This is a genomic window from Ferrovibrio sp. (genome assembly GCF_046297595.1).
Lineage (GTDB): Bacteria > Pseudomonadota > Alphaproteobacteria > Ferrovibrionales > Ferrovibrionaceae > Ferrovibrio.
On sequence record NZ_JBKBHT010000013.1, the window covers coordinates 1 to 15,318 of the forward strand.

Sequence of the window (15,318 nt, forward strand, 5' to 3'; positions counted from 1 at the left end):
TGTGGTGTCGCTGCCGCGTCCGGGCCTGGAAATCCCGCCGACCGGTGAGATTCCCCATGGCGCCCCCGCGCCCCGCAGCCGCTGAACTGGATTCCATTCTGCAGCGCCTGATGGCGCTGCATCCCAAGGCGATCGACCTTTCGCTGGAGCGCATCCGCGCCCTGCTGACAAAGCTGGGCGATCCGCATCTCGCCCTGGCGCCGGTCTTCCATGTGGCCGGCAGCAAGGGCAAGGGTTCAACCACCGCCTTCCTGCGCGCCATGGCCGAGGCTGCCGGTTATCGCGTGCATGCCTATACCTCGCCACATCTGGTGCGCTTCAACGAGCGCATCCGTTTAGCCGGCACATTGATCGACGATGAAAAACTGATTGCCCTGCTGGAGCGCTGCGAACGCGTCAATGCCGGCCAGCCGATCACCTTTTTCGAGATCACCACGGCGGCTGCGTACCTGGCGTTTGCGGAAATTCCGGCCGACCTGGTGCTGCTGGAAACCGGCCTGGGCGGCATCGCCGACACAACCAACGTGATCCCGCAGCCGCGCCTCACCGCCATCACGCCGATCAGTATCGACCATGTCGCCTTCCTGGGCGACACCATCGCAAAGATCGCTACAGCCAAGGCCGGCATCATCAAGCCCGGCGTGCCCTGCGTGGTAGGGCCGCAGCCTGATGAGGCGATGCCCGTGATCGCGGGGCAGGCGGCGGCCTGCAAGACAGAACTGATCCGTCACGGCCTTGAATGGGACATCCGCGAAACCGCAAACGGCATATTGTGGCGGCAGGGGGATCAGGAACTCGACCTGCCCCGCCCCGCCCTGCTGGGCGCGCACCAGATCATCAATGCCGGAACGGCCGTGACCTGCGCGCGGAATCTAGCCGGTTTCGATATTCCGCCGGATGCCATCGCACGCGGCCTGCGCCAGGTGGACTGGCCGGCGCGCATGCAGCGTCTGAGCAAGGGCCAGTTATTCGACCTGCTGCCGCCGGGCACCGAGTTGTGGCTGGACGGCGCCCATAACGCCATGGCCGGCGCGGCACTGGCTGAAACGCTGCAAACCCTGCCGTCGAAGCCAACCTGGCTGCTGGCCGGCATGCTGAACACCAAGGACGCCGCCGGCCTGCTGCGACCGCTGGCGCCATTGATGCGCGGTGCACGCTGCATCGCCATTCCGGGCGAGATCAATTCGCTGTCGGCCGAGGATCTCGCTGTGGCGGCACGCAGCGTGGGCCTGGATGCCGCGCCGGCGGAAAGTGCCCCAGCCGCGATGCGGCAGATCGCCGAAACGATACGGGCCGAAGCAGCATCTGCTCCGGCCCGTGTTGTCATCACCGGCTCGCTCTATCTGGCGGGCCGGATCCTCTCGGAAAACGCTTAGATCGCGGAGTTGATCCACTCCAGGATGCGGCTCTTGGGCATCGAACCGACCTTGGTGGAAACCGGCTTGCCGTCCTTGAACAGGATCAGGGTCGGGATGCCGCGCACGCCGAACTTCGATGGCGTCATCGGGTTCTCGTCGATATTGACCTTGGCAATGGTCAGCTTGCCGGCCATCTCGCCGGCGATCTCGTCCAGCGCCGGGGCGATCTGCTTGCAGGGACCGCACCATTCGGCCCAGAAGTCGACCAGCACGGCATTGGAGGACTTGAGGACATCGCTCTCGAAGGAGGCATCGGTAACTTTGGTGGGCGCGGACATGCGGGAATCCTCGTTGGGATGGGGAGGGACCGGGCCGGCCCGGCCAAACGAAGCCTACGGGCGATTCCGGTACGGTGGCTAAAGGTAGAAAGACACCCCCGGAGCGTCAAGCGGGTGGGCAAAATACAGCAAATCTATGATTTTATTGAAAAACCGGACAATCCTCCGGCGAATCAGGGGTGGACAAGCCCCTCGGGCACTTGTTACAACTCGTAACAGCTCGGCGGGCCGCACCCGCCAAAAAGGTTCAACAGAGGCTTAACGGGGGATCGATGGCCGGTGGCAAAGCCACGACACTGCTGGACGCCAAGCTGCTGGTGGATGCCGGGGCGCTGATGGGCCATGCCCTGCGGCGGGCCTGCCGTATTTTCGCGCTTGCGCTGTTCCTGGGCAGTATCGCCATGGCTCCCGTCGCCGTGCAGGCCCAGCCGCGAGCCGGCAACACCAAGGCCGCCGTGACGCCGAAGCCGGATGCCAAACCCGCCAAGGCCACCCCGCGCCGCCAGAAATCCGCCGAAGGCGCACGCCGTGCCGCAGAAGCGGAAAACACCAATGGCTTCAATATCGATGGCCGCCGCGTGCGGGTTGATGTAGTGAAGGCCGAAACCGATCTGCTGGGTCCCGATGGCCGGGCGCCGGCCGTGCTGATCCTGCATGGCGCGCGTGGGCTGGGCGATGGCTCGCTGTATTACCCCCCGGCCAAGGCACTGGCCGAGCGCGGCATCAATGCCTTCGTGATCCACTATTTCGATGGCATCCCGCAGGTCAGCAAGGCAGCGCCGACCCTGCATGACGAACGCGAGCGGGTGATCGCCGAAGCCGTCTCCTACGTGCAGAAGCAGGCCTATGTCGATCCTGAGCGGATCGGCGTGTTCGGCCTGTCGCTGGGCGGGTTCCACGCACTCAGCCTGGGCAGCCGCGATCAGCGCATCCAGGCGGTGGTGAACGTGGTGGGAGCGATGCCGTCCGAGGTGCAGCGCCGTGGCGTGCACCGCATGCCGCCAACCCTGGTGCTGCACGGAGACCGCGACGCCACCGTGCCGGTGCGGCGCGCCTATGAACTGGCCAGCCTGCTGGATGAGATCGGCGCCGAGCACGAAGTGAAAATCTACAAGGGCCAGGGCCATACCTTCCGCGGCGATGCCAAGGAAGACAGCATCACCCGCACGGTCGATTTCTTCGAACGCCATCTGGGCGGCGACCGCGGCCTGCTGGACAAGGAACTGGAGATCGATATCGCCCTGGCACCGGTGGTGCCGGAAACCGAGACGCTGCCGATCCGTGCCCTTACCATTGCCGACGAGGCGCTCTGGGCCATGGCCGAACAGGATGCTCCGCCGGGCAACTGACCGGCAGCAATCGACCCATGACCGATTAAAAAGGCCGCCGGAATTTCCGGCGGCCTTTTTACTTTTACGTTCTACGCTGAGGGTTGCAGCAACAGGATCAGGCCGCTGTCGCCTCGTCGCGCTCGCCGGGCTGTGCCTCGGCATTCGGATCGAGAGCCGCCTCGAGCTCCATTTCCAGGCTCGGCTGCTCGCCATCGGCGGCGGGGGCCTGCGCGGGCTGGGACTGCGGCTGGTTGCCGCTCTGCTGGGCCTGCGGCGCCTGCTGGCCAGCCTGCTGCTGACGCTGCAGCGGCGTCACGCCCTGGGCCAGCATGATGCGGTAATAATGCTCGGCATGCTGCAGGTAATTCTCCGCCGCGATCCGGTCGCCGGATGCATTGGCATCGCGGGCGAGCTGGCAGTAGCGCTCGAAGATGGTATTGGCCGTGCCGCGGATTTTGACGTCGGGACCATTGGAGTCGAAATTGCGGTGGGAATTATTCATCCCGCCGCCACCGCCGCCGCCACCGCCGCCACCACCATGCGGCCTACGGCCCTGGGGCCGGCCACCACGTTGACGATTCTTGTTGTTCACAGGTTCATCTCGCTTGTTTTCAGCAAATCGCGCATCAGGCTCATTGCGCACCGTATCGCGTGGTTCAAATATCCGCGCGCCATACGGTCGGCCTCTCGATCGGATCCAAACCCGGTTTCAGTCGAAGAGGCGATGACGCTGCCTGCCTTATCCGCCCCCGGCTAACTCACCCCTTTGATCAAAGCCTGATCAATGCCTTGGGCGTGCTTCCTTGGGACCGCGTCATCCCGAATCTCAAGATAAGGGGGGCGGCTGCGGCTGCCAACCCCTTTTTACCGGGAAATTACAGGGATTTTTGCCCGGTCACGACCCGGCCGATCCCAGCAAGGTCCGGCAATACGGCAATACCGGCAAATCCGGCACCGGCCAGCAGAGCGGAAACTGCGGCATCTTGCCCCAGGCCGACTTCCAGCGCGGCGAGGCTGCCCGGCTGCGCCAGCCGCGCCAGATCGGGAATCAGCCGCCGATAGGCAGCCAGCCCGTCCGGCCCGCCATCCAGCGCCAGATGGGGCTCGTGCCGGGCCACTTCAGGCGCCAGTCCAGGCACCACGGCGCTTTCGATATAGGGCGGGTTCGAGATCAGGACGTCGAACGGCCCATCGATGCCTGCGCCCCAGTCGCCCTGCCGGAAGTCGGCGCGGCCGGCCAAACCGAGACGCTCGGCATTGCCTTGCCCCACCGCCAGCGCGGCCGGCGAGGCATCGACGCCAAGGCCGGTCGCATTGGGCAGTTCATGCAGCAGGCTGAGCAACAGGCAGCCCGAGCCTGTGCCAAAATCCACGATCCGCAGCGGCGCATTGCGATCAACGACCATCGCCAGCACGCCGGCGACAAGTGTTTCGGAATCCGGCCGTGGATCCAGCACATCGCGGCTGACATGAAAATCCAGCCCCCAGAATTCGCGACGGCCGAGGATATGCGATACCGGTTCACGATCCAGCCGGCGCTGCACCAATGCTTCGAACCGCGCCGCGACATCCGGCGCCAGCATCGTTTCGGGCTGCAGCCGCACGCGGTCAGGACTCAGGCCGGCGGCCTCGGCCAGCAGAAGCACAGCATCGCGGCGCGGACCTTCAATGCCGGCCTGCTTGAGCCGCCGCGTGGCATCGAGCAGCAGGCCGGCGATGTCAGGCATTCAGCTCGGCCAGGCGACTGGCCTGATCCTCGGCGATCAGCGCCTCGATCACTTCATCGAGCGCCTCGCCGGTCATCACCTGCTCGATCTTGTAGAGCGTCAGGTTGATGCGGTGGTCGGTGACGCGACCCTGCGGGAAATTGTAGGTGCGGATGCGCTCCGACCGGTCGCCCGAGCCAACCTGGCCCTTGCGGTCGGCAGCCCGCGCCGAAGCCAGCTTCTCGCGCTCGGCCTCATAGAGCTTGGCGCGCAGCAGTTTCATCGCCTTGGCCTTGTTCTTGTGCTGCGACCGCTCGGTCTGCTGCGCCACCACGATGCCGCTCGGGATATGAGTGATGCGCACTGCCGAGTCGGTTGTGTTCACATGCTGGCCGCCGGCGCCCGAGGAACGATACACGTCGATGCGCAGGTCGTTCTCGTTGATATCGATATCGACATCCTCGGCTTCGGGCAAAACCGCCACCGTGGCAGCCGAGGTGTGGATGCGGCCCTGGGTTTCGGTATCGGGCACACGCTGCACACGATGCACGCCGGATTCGAATTTCAGCCGGGAGAAGACGCTGCGGCCGGTGATGGTGGCAATCGCCTCACGGAAACCGCCGAGTTCGGTATCGGCAATGCTTTCCACTTCAAAACGCCAGCCATGCTTGTCGGCATAGCCGCGATACATCTCGAACAGGTCGCGCGCAAACAAAGCGGCCTCGTCGCCGCCGGTGCCGGCGCGCACTTCCAGAATGGCGTTCTTCTCGTCGGCTTCGTCCTTGGGCAGCAGCATGATCAGCACGCGGCGCTCGGCTTCGGGCAAAGCCGCCTGCGCCTGCTTCCACTCGGCCTCGGCCAGGCTGCGCATTTCCGGGTCGGAGGCCGGATCGTCGCGCATGGCGGCCAGATCGGCCACCTCGCGACGCAGCCGGCGCCAATCGTTGATGCCCTGCACCAGCGGCTCGATCTCGGCATATTCCTTCGACAGCCTGACGAAGGCATCGGCGGCGAGGCCGCCGGCCGACATCTGGGCCTGCAGCATCTCGTAGCGCTCGATCACCTTGTCGAGCTTGGCCTCGGGCAGGCCCGCAACATCCATGGCGTCAGGCTTTCAGCTTCGCCAGCAGGCCATCGCGCGGCAGCGTGACTTCCTCGCCACTCTTGAGGTCCTTCAGCTTCACTGCGCCCTGCGTCAGTTCATCGTCACCGATCACGATGGCGGCAAAGCAGCCCAGCTTATCGGCGCGCTTGAAGCGCTTGCCGGCATTGCCGCCATAGGCCAGTTCCACCGCCACATCGGCGCGGCGCAGTTCGGCCGCCAGTTTCGCGGCCTCGGCCTCGGCGGCGGCCCCGATGGGGATGATCGCCACGCTGCGCGGTGATGCCGGCTGCGGGTCGGACAGCAGCACCAGACGTTCGATGCCGCCGGCCCAGCCGATGCCCGGCGTCGGCTTGCCGCCAAGCTGTTCGATCAGACCGTCATAACGCCCCCCGGCCAGCACGGTGCCCTGGGCGCCCAGCATGTCGGTGGTGAACTCGAACGCCGTGTGGGTGTAATAGTCCAGGCCACGCACCAGACGCGGACTGACCTTGAACGGCACACCGGCAGCGCCGAGGCCATCCTGCAGGGCGGCGAAGAAATCGTGCGCAGCAGGCGTCAGGTATTCCTGGATCAGCGGCGCATCGGCCACCAGTTTACGATCCCCCTCGTCCTTGGAATCGAGGATGCGCAGCGGATTCTTCTCCAGGCGCTTGCGGCTGTCTTCCGACAGCTTGTCGACATGGCCGGAGAAATACTTCACCAGCGCCTCGCGGTAGCCCACGCGGCTTTCCGGATCGCCCAGGGTGTTCAGCTCCAGCACGCATTTGTCGAGGATGCCGAGCCGACGCAGGATTTCGGCCGCCACCGAGATCACTTCCACATCGGCCTGCGGTTCGGCGGCGCCGATCACTTCCACGTCGATCTGGTGGAACTGGCGCTGGCGCCCCTTCTGCGGCCGTTCGAAGCGGAACATCGGGCCCCAGCCGAAAGCCTTGAAGGGCACGTGCTGCTGCAGGCCGTTGGAGATGAAGGCACGGCAGATGCCGGCGGTGTATTCCGGCCGCAGGGTCAGCCCTTCGCCGCCCTTGTCGGTGAAGGAATACATCTCCTTCGACACCACATCCGACGTCTCGCCCATCGAACGGGCGAAGACTTCGGTGAATTCGAAGATCGGAGTCGCCATCTCGCGATAGCCGAACAAAAGCGCGGCCTGCCGGGCGGTATCCACCACATGGCGGAACCGGGCATAATCGTCGGGCAGAATGTCATGCGTGCCGCGCACGGGCTGCAACTGGGCCACGGCGAGTCTCCGTCGTTGAAAGGTGGAAGCTAGGAAGCGGCGTCGGCCGCTTCGGAAGGATTGTCTGTCGCCCGATTGTCCGTCGCCCGGGCGGCTTCGATCTCGCGCGCCTTGGCTTCGACCAGGCTGACCAGATGCGCGACGATATCCTCGTTCTGCAGCCGGTGCGCTGGCTGGCCGGCGAGGTAGACCTGGTGCGAGCCCTTGCCGCCGCCGGTAAAGCCGATATCGGTCTCGCGCGCCTCGCCCGGGCCGTTCACCACGCAGCCGATCACGCTGAGCGTCATCGGCGTGGTGATATGGGCCAGGCGCTGTTCCAGTACCTCGACGGTCTTGATCACGTCGAACTGCTGGCGGGCGCAGGACGGGCAGGAAATCACGTTCACGCCGCGATGGCGCAGGTTCATAGACTTGAGGATATCGAAGCCGACGCGAACCTCTTCCTCCGGCGGCGCCGACAGCGAGACGCGCAGCGTGTCGCCGATGCCCGACCACAGCAGCATGCCAAGGCCGATGGAAGATTTCACCGTGCCGATGCGTTGGCCGCCGGCCTCGGTGATGCCGATATGCAACGGATAATCGCAGGCCTCGGCCAGACCCTGGTAGGCGGCCACGGCGAGGAAGACGTCAGAGGCCTTCACGCTGATCTTGAATTCGCGGAAGTCGTGGTCTTCCAGGATGCGCGCATGATCCAGCGCACTTTCCACCATCGCCTCCGGACAGGGTTCGCCGTATTTCTCCAGCAGGTGCTTTTCCAGCGAGCCGGCATTGACGCCGATACGCATCGAGCAGCCATGGTCCTTGGCCGCCTTCACCACCTCGCGCACGCGCTCGGCGCTGCCGATATTGCCCGGGTTGATGCGCAGGCAGGCAGCGCCGGCCTCCGCTGCCTCGATGGCGCGTTTGTAATGGAAATGGATGTCGGCCACGATGGGCACGCGGGCGGCGCGTACGATCTGCTTCAGCGCCCTGGTCGAATCCTCGTCGGGGCAGGACACGCGGACGATATCGGCACCCGCCTCCTCGCAGCGCCGGATCTGCTCGATCGTGGCTGCCGCATCCGAGGTCAGCGTATTCGTCATGGTCTGCACGGTGATCGGCGCGTCGCCGCCCACCGGCACCTTGCCGACGAAAATCTGCCGCGATTTGCGGCGCTGGATATCGCGATACGGTCGGATGCTCATTGCTGCTGCCTGAAGTCCTAGCCCCGCTCATGGCGGGCCGGATGCGGCGTAACATGGCGTCTTTGCCCCGCGATGACAAGCCAGCGGGACGGTAACGGCAGACGGAAAACCTAGCCCTGGCCGCCGGTTTTCAGCCGTTCGGGATCAAGCGGAATGCCGCGCTTGACCTCGCCCTCGGCCCCGAAGGGCGGCAGGGGCTGGCCATCGACGACGATACGCACGGCGCCGGCATTGCCGGTCAACAGGGTCAAACCCTCGCGATCTGGCACCACGTAGCGTTCGCCGGCATTCAGCAGGCGGGTGAATACCTGTTCGTTGTTCGGGCCGCGTACCTGGATCCAGGCCGGGCCGGTGGCTTCGACGCGAATCCGGCTATTTCCGACATCGGCCGCACCGAAACTGGCAGGGGCGGACGGTGTGGTCGCAGGTGGCGGGGCGGCATCGGCAGTCTGGGCCGGCGACGCGGCGGGAGCCGCAGGGGCTGCCGCCGGCGTTTCGACGGCAGGGCTCAGCGCGGGAGCCGGTGCAGGATCAGGTGCGGATGCGACCGGCGGCACAGCCGCAGGAACCGCCGGCGCAGAAGCGGCAGTTGCCGGCGTGGCAGGAGGCGCGGCGGGCGCCGGGGCCGGGGCCGGTTCGGTGGCCGGCGATGCGGCCGGCGCGGAAGCCACGATAGCCGGAGCCGGTGGCAGCGACGCCGGCGCAGGCATTGCGGGCGCAGGCGTCGGCGCTGCAGGTGGTGGAATCACGGCCGGGGCAATCGGCTGCGGGCTGGGCACCAGATCGGCCAGTCGGGCCGGCACGGCCTGGATCAGGTCCTGCCCCACGCGCAGAGTTTCCTGGTTGCGATACCACAGCACATAGACGATGCCGGCGACGACCAGCGCGCCAACCACGAGCCACAGCCGCGGCGTCCGCTCTTCCGGGCGCGGCAGTGGGAAATTCAGCACCACGCGCTGGACCTGGCCATCGGCTTCGGACTGGTAGCTCTTCAGGATCTGATCCGGATCGAGGCCGAGGAATTCGGCATACTGGCGCAGGAAGCCGCTGACATAGACCGCGCCGGGCAATTCGCCGAACCGCCCATCCTCGATGGCTTCAAGATAGGGGCGGCGGATGCGCAGACGCGCGGATACGTCCGCCAGGGCGAGGCCCCGCCGTTCACGCACCACTTTCAGGCTATGGCCGACACCGTCGTAGCCATTCGCTACGGCCGTTGCAGCCGAAGCCGCCTGTTCGCCGGATTGGGCATTCATCCTGGATTGCCTACCCTTGTTCGCCTTTGACATATTACGTCAAATGACCGGCAAGACCAGCTATTTCAAACAATTACCCCGTTTTCCCGGGCAAATTCTTCTAGCTGGGCGCGTATGCTGTGGTCGGGCGAGGCATAGAGCTTAGACATAAAATCAGCCAAACGGAGAACATCGAGGCTACGCAGCATTTCCTTGACCGGACCGACCGCGCTGGCCGGCATGGAGAGGCGGCGGAAGCCCAGCCCCAGCAGGGCCATGGCCTCCAGCGGCCGGCTGCCCATCTCGCCGCACATGGTGATCGGCTTGGCGGCGGCATGGCATTGCTGCACCACCCAGTGCAGGAAGCTGAGCATCGCCGGGCTCAAGGGATCGTACCGGTCGGCCAGTTTCGGGTTGCCGCGGTCGGCGGCGAACATGAACTGCATCAGGTCGTTCGAACCGACCGAGACGAAATCCACCAGCGGCAGCAGGGCCGGCAGCTGCCAGGCCAGCGCCGGCACTTCCAGCATCGTGCCTACTGCGATCTTCAGCGGCACCGGCTTGCGCAGACTGACCAGACGCTGCACCTCGCGGTCGAGCAGCCGGCGGGCGCGGCGGAATTCGTCCACTTCGGCGATCATCGGGAACATCAGATGGAGGGTTCGGCCCGCCGCCGCGTCCAGCATGGCGCGCAGCTGCACCTTCAGCAGAGCCGGGCGGTCCAGCGCCAGACGGATGGCGCGCCAGCCCATGGCCGGATTCTCTTCCGGATATTTCACCAGGTAGGGCAGCACCTTGTCGCCGCCGATGTCCAACGTGCGGAACACCACAGGCCGGTCGCCGGCATGTTCGATCACGCGGCGGTAGATCGCGGTCTGCGCCTCGGCCTTGGGCATGGTCGGCCGCACCATGAACTGCAGTTCGGTGCGATACAGCCCGATGCCGTCGGCATTGGTCTCGTCCAGATGACCCAGGTCGATCAGCAGGCCGGCATTCACCAGCATGGCGATGCGCTGGCCGTCGCGCGTCACCGGCGGATCCTCGCGCTGAGCGGCGTATTTCGCCAGCCGTGCCTTGCGTAGCGACACGCCCTGATGGAAGGCAGAAACCACATCGGGCGCCGGCCGCACAAAAACCTGGGCATGGTCGCCATCGACCACCACGGTATCGCCCGGCTCGACCTTGGCGATCACGCCCTCGACGCCGCCGATCACGGGGATGGACAGCGCGCGCGCCACGATGGCGACATGGCTGACGCTGGAGCCCTCCTCCAGCACCACGCCCTGCAGCTTGCGGCGGTCGTAATCCAGCAGCTCGGCCGGCCCCATGCTGCGCGCAAGCAGAATGGCGTTGTCGGGCAGGTTCTCGGCCGCCGAATGGTAGGGTTTGCCGGCCAGGTGCAGCAGCAGGCGGTTGGCCAGATCGTCCAGGTCGGCCAGGCGTTCGCGCAGATAGGGATCGGTGATCGCCTGCATGCGGTGGCGCGTGTCGCCCTGCACACGCAGCACGGCGGCCTCGGCCGTCAGGCCGGAGTCCACCGCCTGATGCAGCTTGGCCAGCCAGCCGGTGTCATGGGCGAACATCTTGTAGGTTTCCAGCACGTCGCGGCTTTCGCCGACGATGTCACTGTCGGGTGCTTCCAGCATCCGGTTGACCTGGTCGCGCATCGAGGCGACGGCAGCATCCAGCCGATCCTTCTCGTAGGGAATGTCGTCGGCGATGGTCTTTTCGACATGGATGCGCGGTTCATGCAGCACGGCGACGCCGATCGCCAGGCCTTCCGACAGCAGCCGGCCATCGGCGCGGAACGGCATGGTGGAGGCGCGGCTGACGGCGGCCAACTCCTCGCCGCCGCTGAGCTGGCCCGACGCCACCATCTCGGCCATGACCATGGCAATGGTCTCGAGCGCCTCGACCTCTTCCTCGGCATATTGCCGGCGGGTCTGGTTCTGCACGACCAGAACGCCGATCACACGGTTGTCGCGCAGGATCGGCACGCCGAGCAGCGAGTGATAGATTTCTTCGCCGGTTTCCGGCTTGTAGGCGAATTGCGGATGGGTCTGCGCATCGGCCAGCATCAGCGGCCGGGCATTGGCGGCGATGTCGCCGACCAGACCCTCGCCCACCCTCAGCCGGGTCTTGTGCACGGCTTCGGGATTCAGACCCTCGGTGGCGTAGAGTTCGAGTTCGTCGTTGCGCAGCAGATAGACCGAGCAGACTTCCGCCACCATGTTGGCGGCGATGTTGCGCACGACGCGGCCAAGGCGTTCGTCGACGGTGCCGGCTTCCGCCATCACCTCGCGGAGACGGCGCAGCAGGCCGCGCGGCCCGGGCGGCGGCGCCCGACCCGGCATCACAGCCGGCCTCCGCTAACGATTACCGGAGCGGCTGGTGTGGCGCGCCCTCCCCGCATCGGCCCTCCGTGTTCATGCGGCCCGCATTCATTCGGCATCCAGCCCAAAGGCCGTGTGCAGGGCGCGCACCGCGAGTTCGGTGTAATCGGCGCTGATCAGCACGCTGACCTTGATCTCGGAGGTGGTGATGGCGAGGATATTGATGTTCTTCTCGGCCAGGGCCTTGAACATGATATGCGCCACGCCGGCATGGCTGCGCATGCCGACGCCGACGACCGAAACCTTGATGACGTTCTTGTCCGGCACCAGCTTGGCCCAGCCCAGGCTGCTCTTCTGCTTCTCCAGGATCTGCACGGCACGGTCGAGATCGCCACGACCCATGGTGAAGGTCAGGTCGGTCTTCTTGCCGTCCTCGGAGATGTTCTGGACGATCATGTCGACATTGATGCCGGCATCCGACAGCGGGCCGAAAATGTTGGCCGCGATGCCGGGGCGGTCGGCCACGCCGATCAGGGTGACTTTCGCCTCATCGGCCGAATAGGTGACGCCGGAAACAATCTGCTTTTCCACGATCTCATCCTCATCGACTACGAGCGTGCCGGGAAGGTCGGCAAAGCTCGACAGAACCTGGGTCCGCACCCGGTGGTTCATCGCCATTTCCACCGAGCGGGTCTGCAGCACCTTGGCGCCGAGGGAGGCCAGTTCCAGCATCTCCTCGTAGGTGATCTTATCCAGCTTGCGGGCCTTTTTCACGATGCGCGGATCGGCGGTGTATACACCGTCCACGTCGGTATAGATGTCGCAGCGGTCGGCCTTCAGGGCGGCGGCCAGCGCCACCGCCGAGGTATCCGAGCCGCCGCGGCCCAGAGTGGCGATGCGCTGGTTCGGGCCGACGCCCTGGAAGCCGGCCACCACCGGCACCACGCCGTCGGCCATGTCTTTCAGCATGGCCGAGCCGTCAATCTCCTCGATGCGGGCCTTGCCATGCATGTCGTTGGTGCGGATCGGCACCTGCCAGCCCTGCCACGAGCGCGCCTTGACGCCCAGCGCCTGCAGGGCGATGGAAAGCAGGCCGGTGGTGACCTGCTCGCCCGAGGCGACCACGGCGTCGTATTCGCGCTGGTCGTGCACCGGGTCGATCTGCTTGCACAGGTCCACCAGGCGGTTGGTCTCGCCCGACATCGCCGAGACGACCACGGCAACCTGGTTGCCGGCCTCGACCTCGCGCTTCACCTTAGCCGCGACATTCTTGATGCGGTCGACCGAGCCGACCGACGTGCCGCCGAATTTCATCACCAAGCGCGCCATGCCGCTCGATCCCGTTTCCCGATCCGTTGTCGATAATTGTCCGGCGGAACTTGCCGGTTTAAAGGCGGGTACTTAATACTCTTGGGACCCTCCCCAGGCAAGCCGACCCGGGGGAAAAATACCCGTTTTCAACCAAGCCTTTGCCGGGAAGTCATGAGCCAGACCGCCGCCAGCGTCGACCCCGCCGAAATCGAGCGTTTTTCCGCCATGGCGGCCGAATGGTGGGACCCGCAGGGCAAGTTTCGCCCCCTGCACAAATTCAATCCCGTGCGACTGGGTTTCATCCGCGACCGGATCGCCGCCCATTTCGGCCGCGACGTCACGGTGGACGCCCCGCTTTCCGGCCTGCGGCTGCTGGATATCGGCTGCGGCGGCGGCCTGGTGGCCGAGCCGATGGCCCGGCTGGGCGCCGACGTGCTGGGGGCTGACGCGGCGGAACGCAATATCGGCGTGGCCCGGGCCCATGCCGCCGAATCCGGCCTGGGCATCGACTACCGCTGCACCAGCGCCGAGGCCCTGGCGGCCGCCGGCGAACGCTTCGACGTGGTGCTGACGCTGGAAGTGGTCGAGCACGTGGCCGACCTGAACGGCTTCCTCAGCAGTTGCGGCCAGATGGTGAAACCCGGCGGCCTGCTGATCGCCGCCACGCTGAACCGCACGCTGAAGGCCTATGCGCTCGCCATCGTGGGCGCGGAATACATCCTCGGCTGGCTGCCGCGCGGCACCCATGACTGGAAGAAATTCGTGCAGCCGCACGAGTTGGCCCAGGGCCTGCGCCAGGCCGGCCTGACCATGCAGGATGTGACCGGCGTGAGCTACGACCCGCTGGCCGACCGCTGGCGCATCAGCGGCGACACCGATGTGAATTACATGATGGTGGCGGTGAAGGACGCCTGAGCGCCTTCACGCATCCCCTCTGGGGACCCAGGGGATCATCGCCACGTCGATCCCTTCCTCGGTCAGCTCCTTGGCTTCTTCCTTGGTCGCTTCGCCGTAGATGTTGCGCTTGTCGGTCTCGCCGTAATGGATCTTGCGCGCTTCCTCGGCGAACTGGTCGCCGACGTAATCGGCATTCTTCTCGACATGGTCGCGCAACTCGCGCAGGGCCTTCATCGCCACGGCCATTTCCTTGGCCTCGGCGGCGGCGACTTCCCCCTTCGACTTGCCGATGCGCGGGGCCATCGGCGCCTTGGTCACCTTGCGCGAATTGCAGACCGGGCACACGACCTTGCCGGCGGCCGCCTGCTTGTCGTAGGTGGCGCTGTCATAAAACCACGCCTCGAAGACGTGGTCCTTGCGGCATTTGAGTTCGTACTTGATCATGGCAACCGGTCGATTCGGCTTCGGCTCAAGTCCTTCATAAGAGGCAGTGGTTTATACATGGTGCCGTCACAAAGGCGCAACAAGGGGGTAAGCGATGGGGCAACCCGCGCCTGACCGTCCGCCGCCCTCGCCCTGGATCCTCCGGTTCGCACCTCTGGTTGCAGTCGATGCCGGTTGCGTACTGGACCTTGCCTGCGGCAGCGGGCGCCATGGCCGGCTGTTCCTGCAGGCCGGGCACAACACGCTGTTCCTCGACCGCGACCTGAGCGGCGTCGCGGATTTGCGGAATGCGGCCGGCGCCGAACTGCTGCAGGCCGACATCGAAAACGCCCCCTGGCCGCTGGACGGTCGGCACTTCGCCGCCATCGTGGTGACCAATTACCTCTGGCGGCCACTGTTTCCGCAGATCATCGCCGCGCTGCAGCCGGGCGGCCTGCTGCTGTATGAAACCTTCATGCGCGGCAACGACCGCTTCGGCAAACCTTCAAGCCCGGATTTCCTGCTGGCCGAGAACGAGTTGTTCGATCGCTGCCGCGATGCTCTCGACATCCTCGCCTTCGAGCAGGGCGAGGACAGCCTGCCCAAACCCGCCATGCGGCAGCGCATCTGCGCGATCAAGCGATGAGCGGCCAGAGGATCGAAACCGAGCGCCTGGTGCTGCGGCGCTTTGCCGGCGGCGACTGGGAAACGCTGGCGCGTTTTTATGCCGACGATACGGTGATGCGCCACATGCTGCCCGGCCGGGGCCTGCCGCGCGCCGAGGCCGCCGAACGCGCCAAGAGCAACATCCACAATTTCAACGACCACTGGGAGCGGCGCGGTTATGGCGTCTGGGC

The 15,318-nt window shown here is 65.7% G+C and carries 15 protein-coding genes; 5 read left to right on the forward strand and 10 right to left on the reverse strand.

What is annotated here, in order from left to right; genetic code table 11:
• Positions 1-56 precede the first annotated feature (56 nt).
• On the forward strand, positions 57-1,376 hold the full coding sequence (locus ACK4FJ_RS19830; protein WP_409768594.1) for a bifunctional folylpolyglutamate synthase/dihydrofolate synthase: 1,320 nt from the start codon (positions 57-59) through the stop codon (positions 1,374-1,376).
• Here the strand turns inward: ACK4FJ_RS19830 and trxA are convergent.
• Positions 1,373-1,696 (reverse strand): thioredoxin TrxA, encoded by a 324-nt coding sequence (gene trxA, locus ACK4FJ_RS19835; protein ID WP_300298905.1) that lies wholly within the window; start codon positions 1,694-1,696, stop codon positions 1,373-1,375. The two genes, ACK4FJ_RS19830 and trxA, sit on opposite strands and share 4 nt — an antisense overlap.
• Positions 1,697-1,968: 272 nt before the next feature.
• On the opposite strand from trxA, the gene ACK4FJ_RS19840 reads away from it, so the two are divergent.
• On the forward strand, positions 1,969-3,045 hold the full coding sequence (locus ACK4FJ_RS19840; RefSeq protein ID WP_409768597.1) for an alpha/beta hydrolase family protein: 1,077 nt from the start codon (positions 1,969-1,971) through the stop codon (positions 3,043-3,045).
• A gap of 97 nt (positions 3,046-3,142) precedes the next feature.
• Here ACK4FJ_RS19840 and ACK4FJ_RS19845 read toward each other — a convergent pair whose 3' ends face one another.
• From ACK4FJ_RS19845 to ACK4FJ_RS19880, 8 genes are all read right to left on the reverse strand, one after another.
• Positions 3,143-3,619 carry a DUF4167 domain-containing protein gene (locus ACK4FJ_RS19845; protein ID WP_409768600.1) on the reverse strand — a complete coding sequence of 159 codons (477 nt, stop codon included), beginning with the start codon at positions 3,617-3,619 and terminating at the stop codon, positions 3,143-3,145.
• A 283-nt stretch (positions 3,620-3,902) separates the two neighbouring features.
• Entirely contained in the window at positions 3,903-4,754 is an 852-nt protein-coding gene (gene prmC / locus ACK4FJ_RS19850; protein ID WP_409768603.1) for a peptide chain release factor N(5)-glutamine methyltransferase, read from the reverse strand.
• On the reverse strand, positions 4,747-5,835 hold the full coding sequence (prfA, locus tag ACK4FJ_RS19855) for a peptide chain release factor 1 (protein ID WP_409768606.1): 1,089 nt from the start codon (positions 5,833-5,835) through the stop codon (positions 4,747-4,749). The genes prmC and prfA overlap by 8 nt, the downstream gene beginning before the upstream one ends.
• 4 nt (positions 5,836-5,839) lie before the next feature.
• On the reverse strand, positions 5,840-7,078 hold the full coding sequence (hisS, locus tag ACK4FJ_RS19860) for a histidine--tRNA ligase (protein ID WP_409768609.1): 1,239 nt from the start codon (positions 7,076-7,078) through the stop codon (positions 5,840-5,842).
• 29 nt (positions 7,079-7,107) lie between these two features.
• Positions 7,108-8,262: a flavodoxin-dependent (E)-4-hydroxy-3-methylbut-2-enyl-diphosphate synthase gene (ispG, locus tag ACK4FJ_RS19865; protein ID WP_409768612.1), complete on the reverse strand. Its 1,155-nt coding sequence runs from the start codon at positions 8,260-8,262 to the stop codon at positions 7,108-7,110.
• A 110-nt stretch (positions 8,263-8,372) separates the two neighbouring features.
• On the reverse strand, positions 8,373-9,518 hold the full coding sequence (locus ACK4FJ_RS19870) for a helix-turn-helix domain-containing protein (RefSeq protein ID WP_409768614.1): 1,146 nt from the start codon (positions 9,516-9,518) through the stop codon (positions 8,373-8,375).
• A 65-nt stretch (positions 9,519-9,583) separates the two neighbouring features.
• On the reverse strand, positions 9,584-11,851 hold the full coding sequence (gene ptsP, locus ACK4FJ_RS19875; protein WP_409768617.1) for a phosphoenolpyruvate--protein phosphotransferase: 2,268 nt from the start codon (positions 11,849-11,851) through the stop codon (positions 9,584-9,586).
• 87 nt (positions 11,852-11,938) lie between these two features.
• Positions 11,939-13,159, reverse strand: coding sequence for an aspartate kinase (locus ACK4FJ_RS19880; protein ID WP_409768620.1), 1,221 nt, complete (start codon positions 13,157-13,159; stop codon positions 11,939-11,941).
• A gap of 153 nt (positions 13,160-13,312) precedes the next feature.
• Here ACK4FJ_RS19880 and ubiG point away from each other — a divergent pair, with 153 nt between their 5' ends.
• Positions 13,313-14,056, forward strand: coding sequence for a bifunctional 2-polyprenyl-6-hydroxyphenol methylase/3-demethylubiquinol 3-O-methyltransferase UbiG (gene ubiG, locus ACK4FJ_RS19885; protein WP_409768623.1), 744 nt, complete (start codon positions 13,313-13,315; stop codon positions 14,054-14,056).
• 6 nt (positions 14,057-14,062) lie between these two features.
• Here ubiG and ACK4FJ_RS19890 read toward each other — a convergent pair whose 3' ends face one another.
• The gene (locus ACK4FJ_RS19890; RefSeq protein ID WP_409768626.1) at positions 14,063-14,482 is read right to left on the reverse strand and encodes a DUF1178 family protein; all 420 of its coding nucleotides are present in this window, start codon (positions 14,480-14,482) and stop codon (positions 14,063-14,065) included.
• A 94-nt stretch (positions 14,483-14,576) separates the two neighbouring features.
• Here ACK4FJ_RS19890 and ACK4FJ_RS19895 point away from each other — a divergent pair, with 94 nt between their 5' ends.
• Both ACK4FJ_RS19895 and ACK4FJ_RS19900 read left to right on the forward strand, forming a co-directional pair.
• Positions 14,577-15,107, forward strand: coding sequence for a class I SAM-dependent methyltransferase (locus tag ACK4FJ_RS19895; RefSeq protein ID WP_409768629.1), 531 nt, complete (start codon positions 14,577-14,579; stop codon positions 15,105-15,107).
• On the forward strand, positions 15,104-15,318 hold a 215-nt coding region (locus ACK4FJ_RS19900; RefSeq protein WP_409768632.1), incomplete at its 3' end, for a GNAT family N-acetyltransferase. The genes ACK4FJ_RS19895 and ACK4FJ_RS19900, both read left to right, overlap by 4 nt.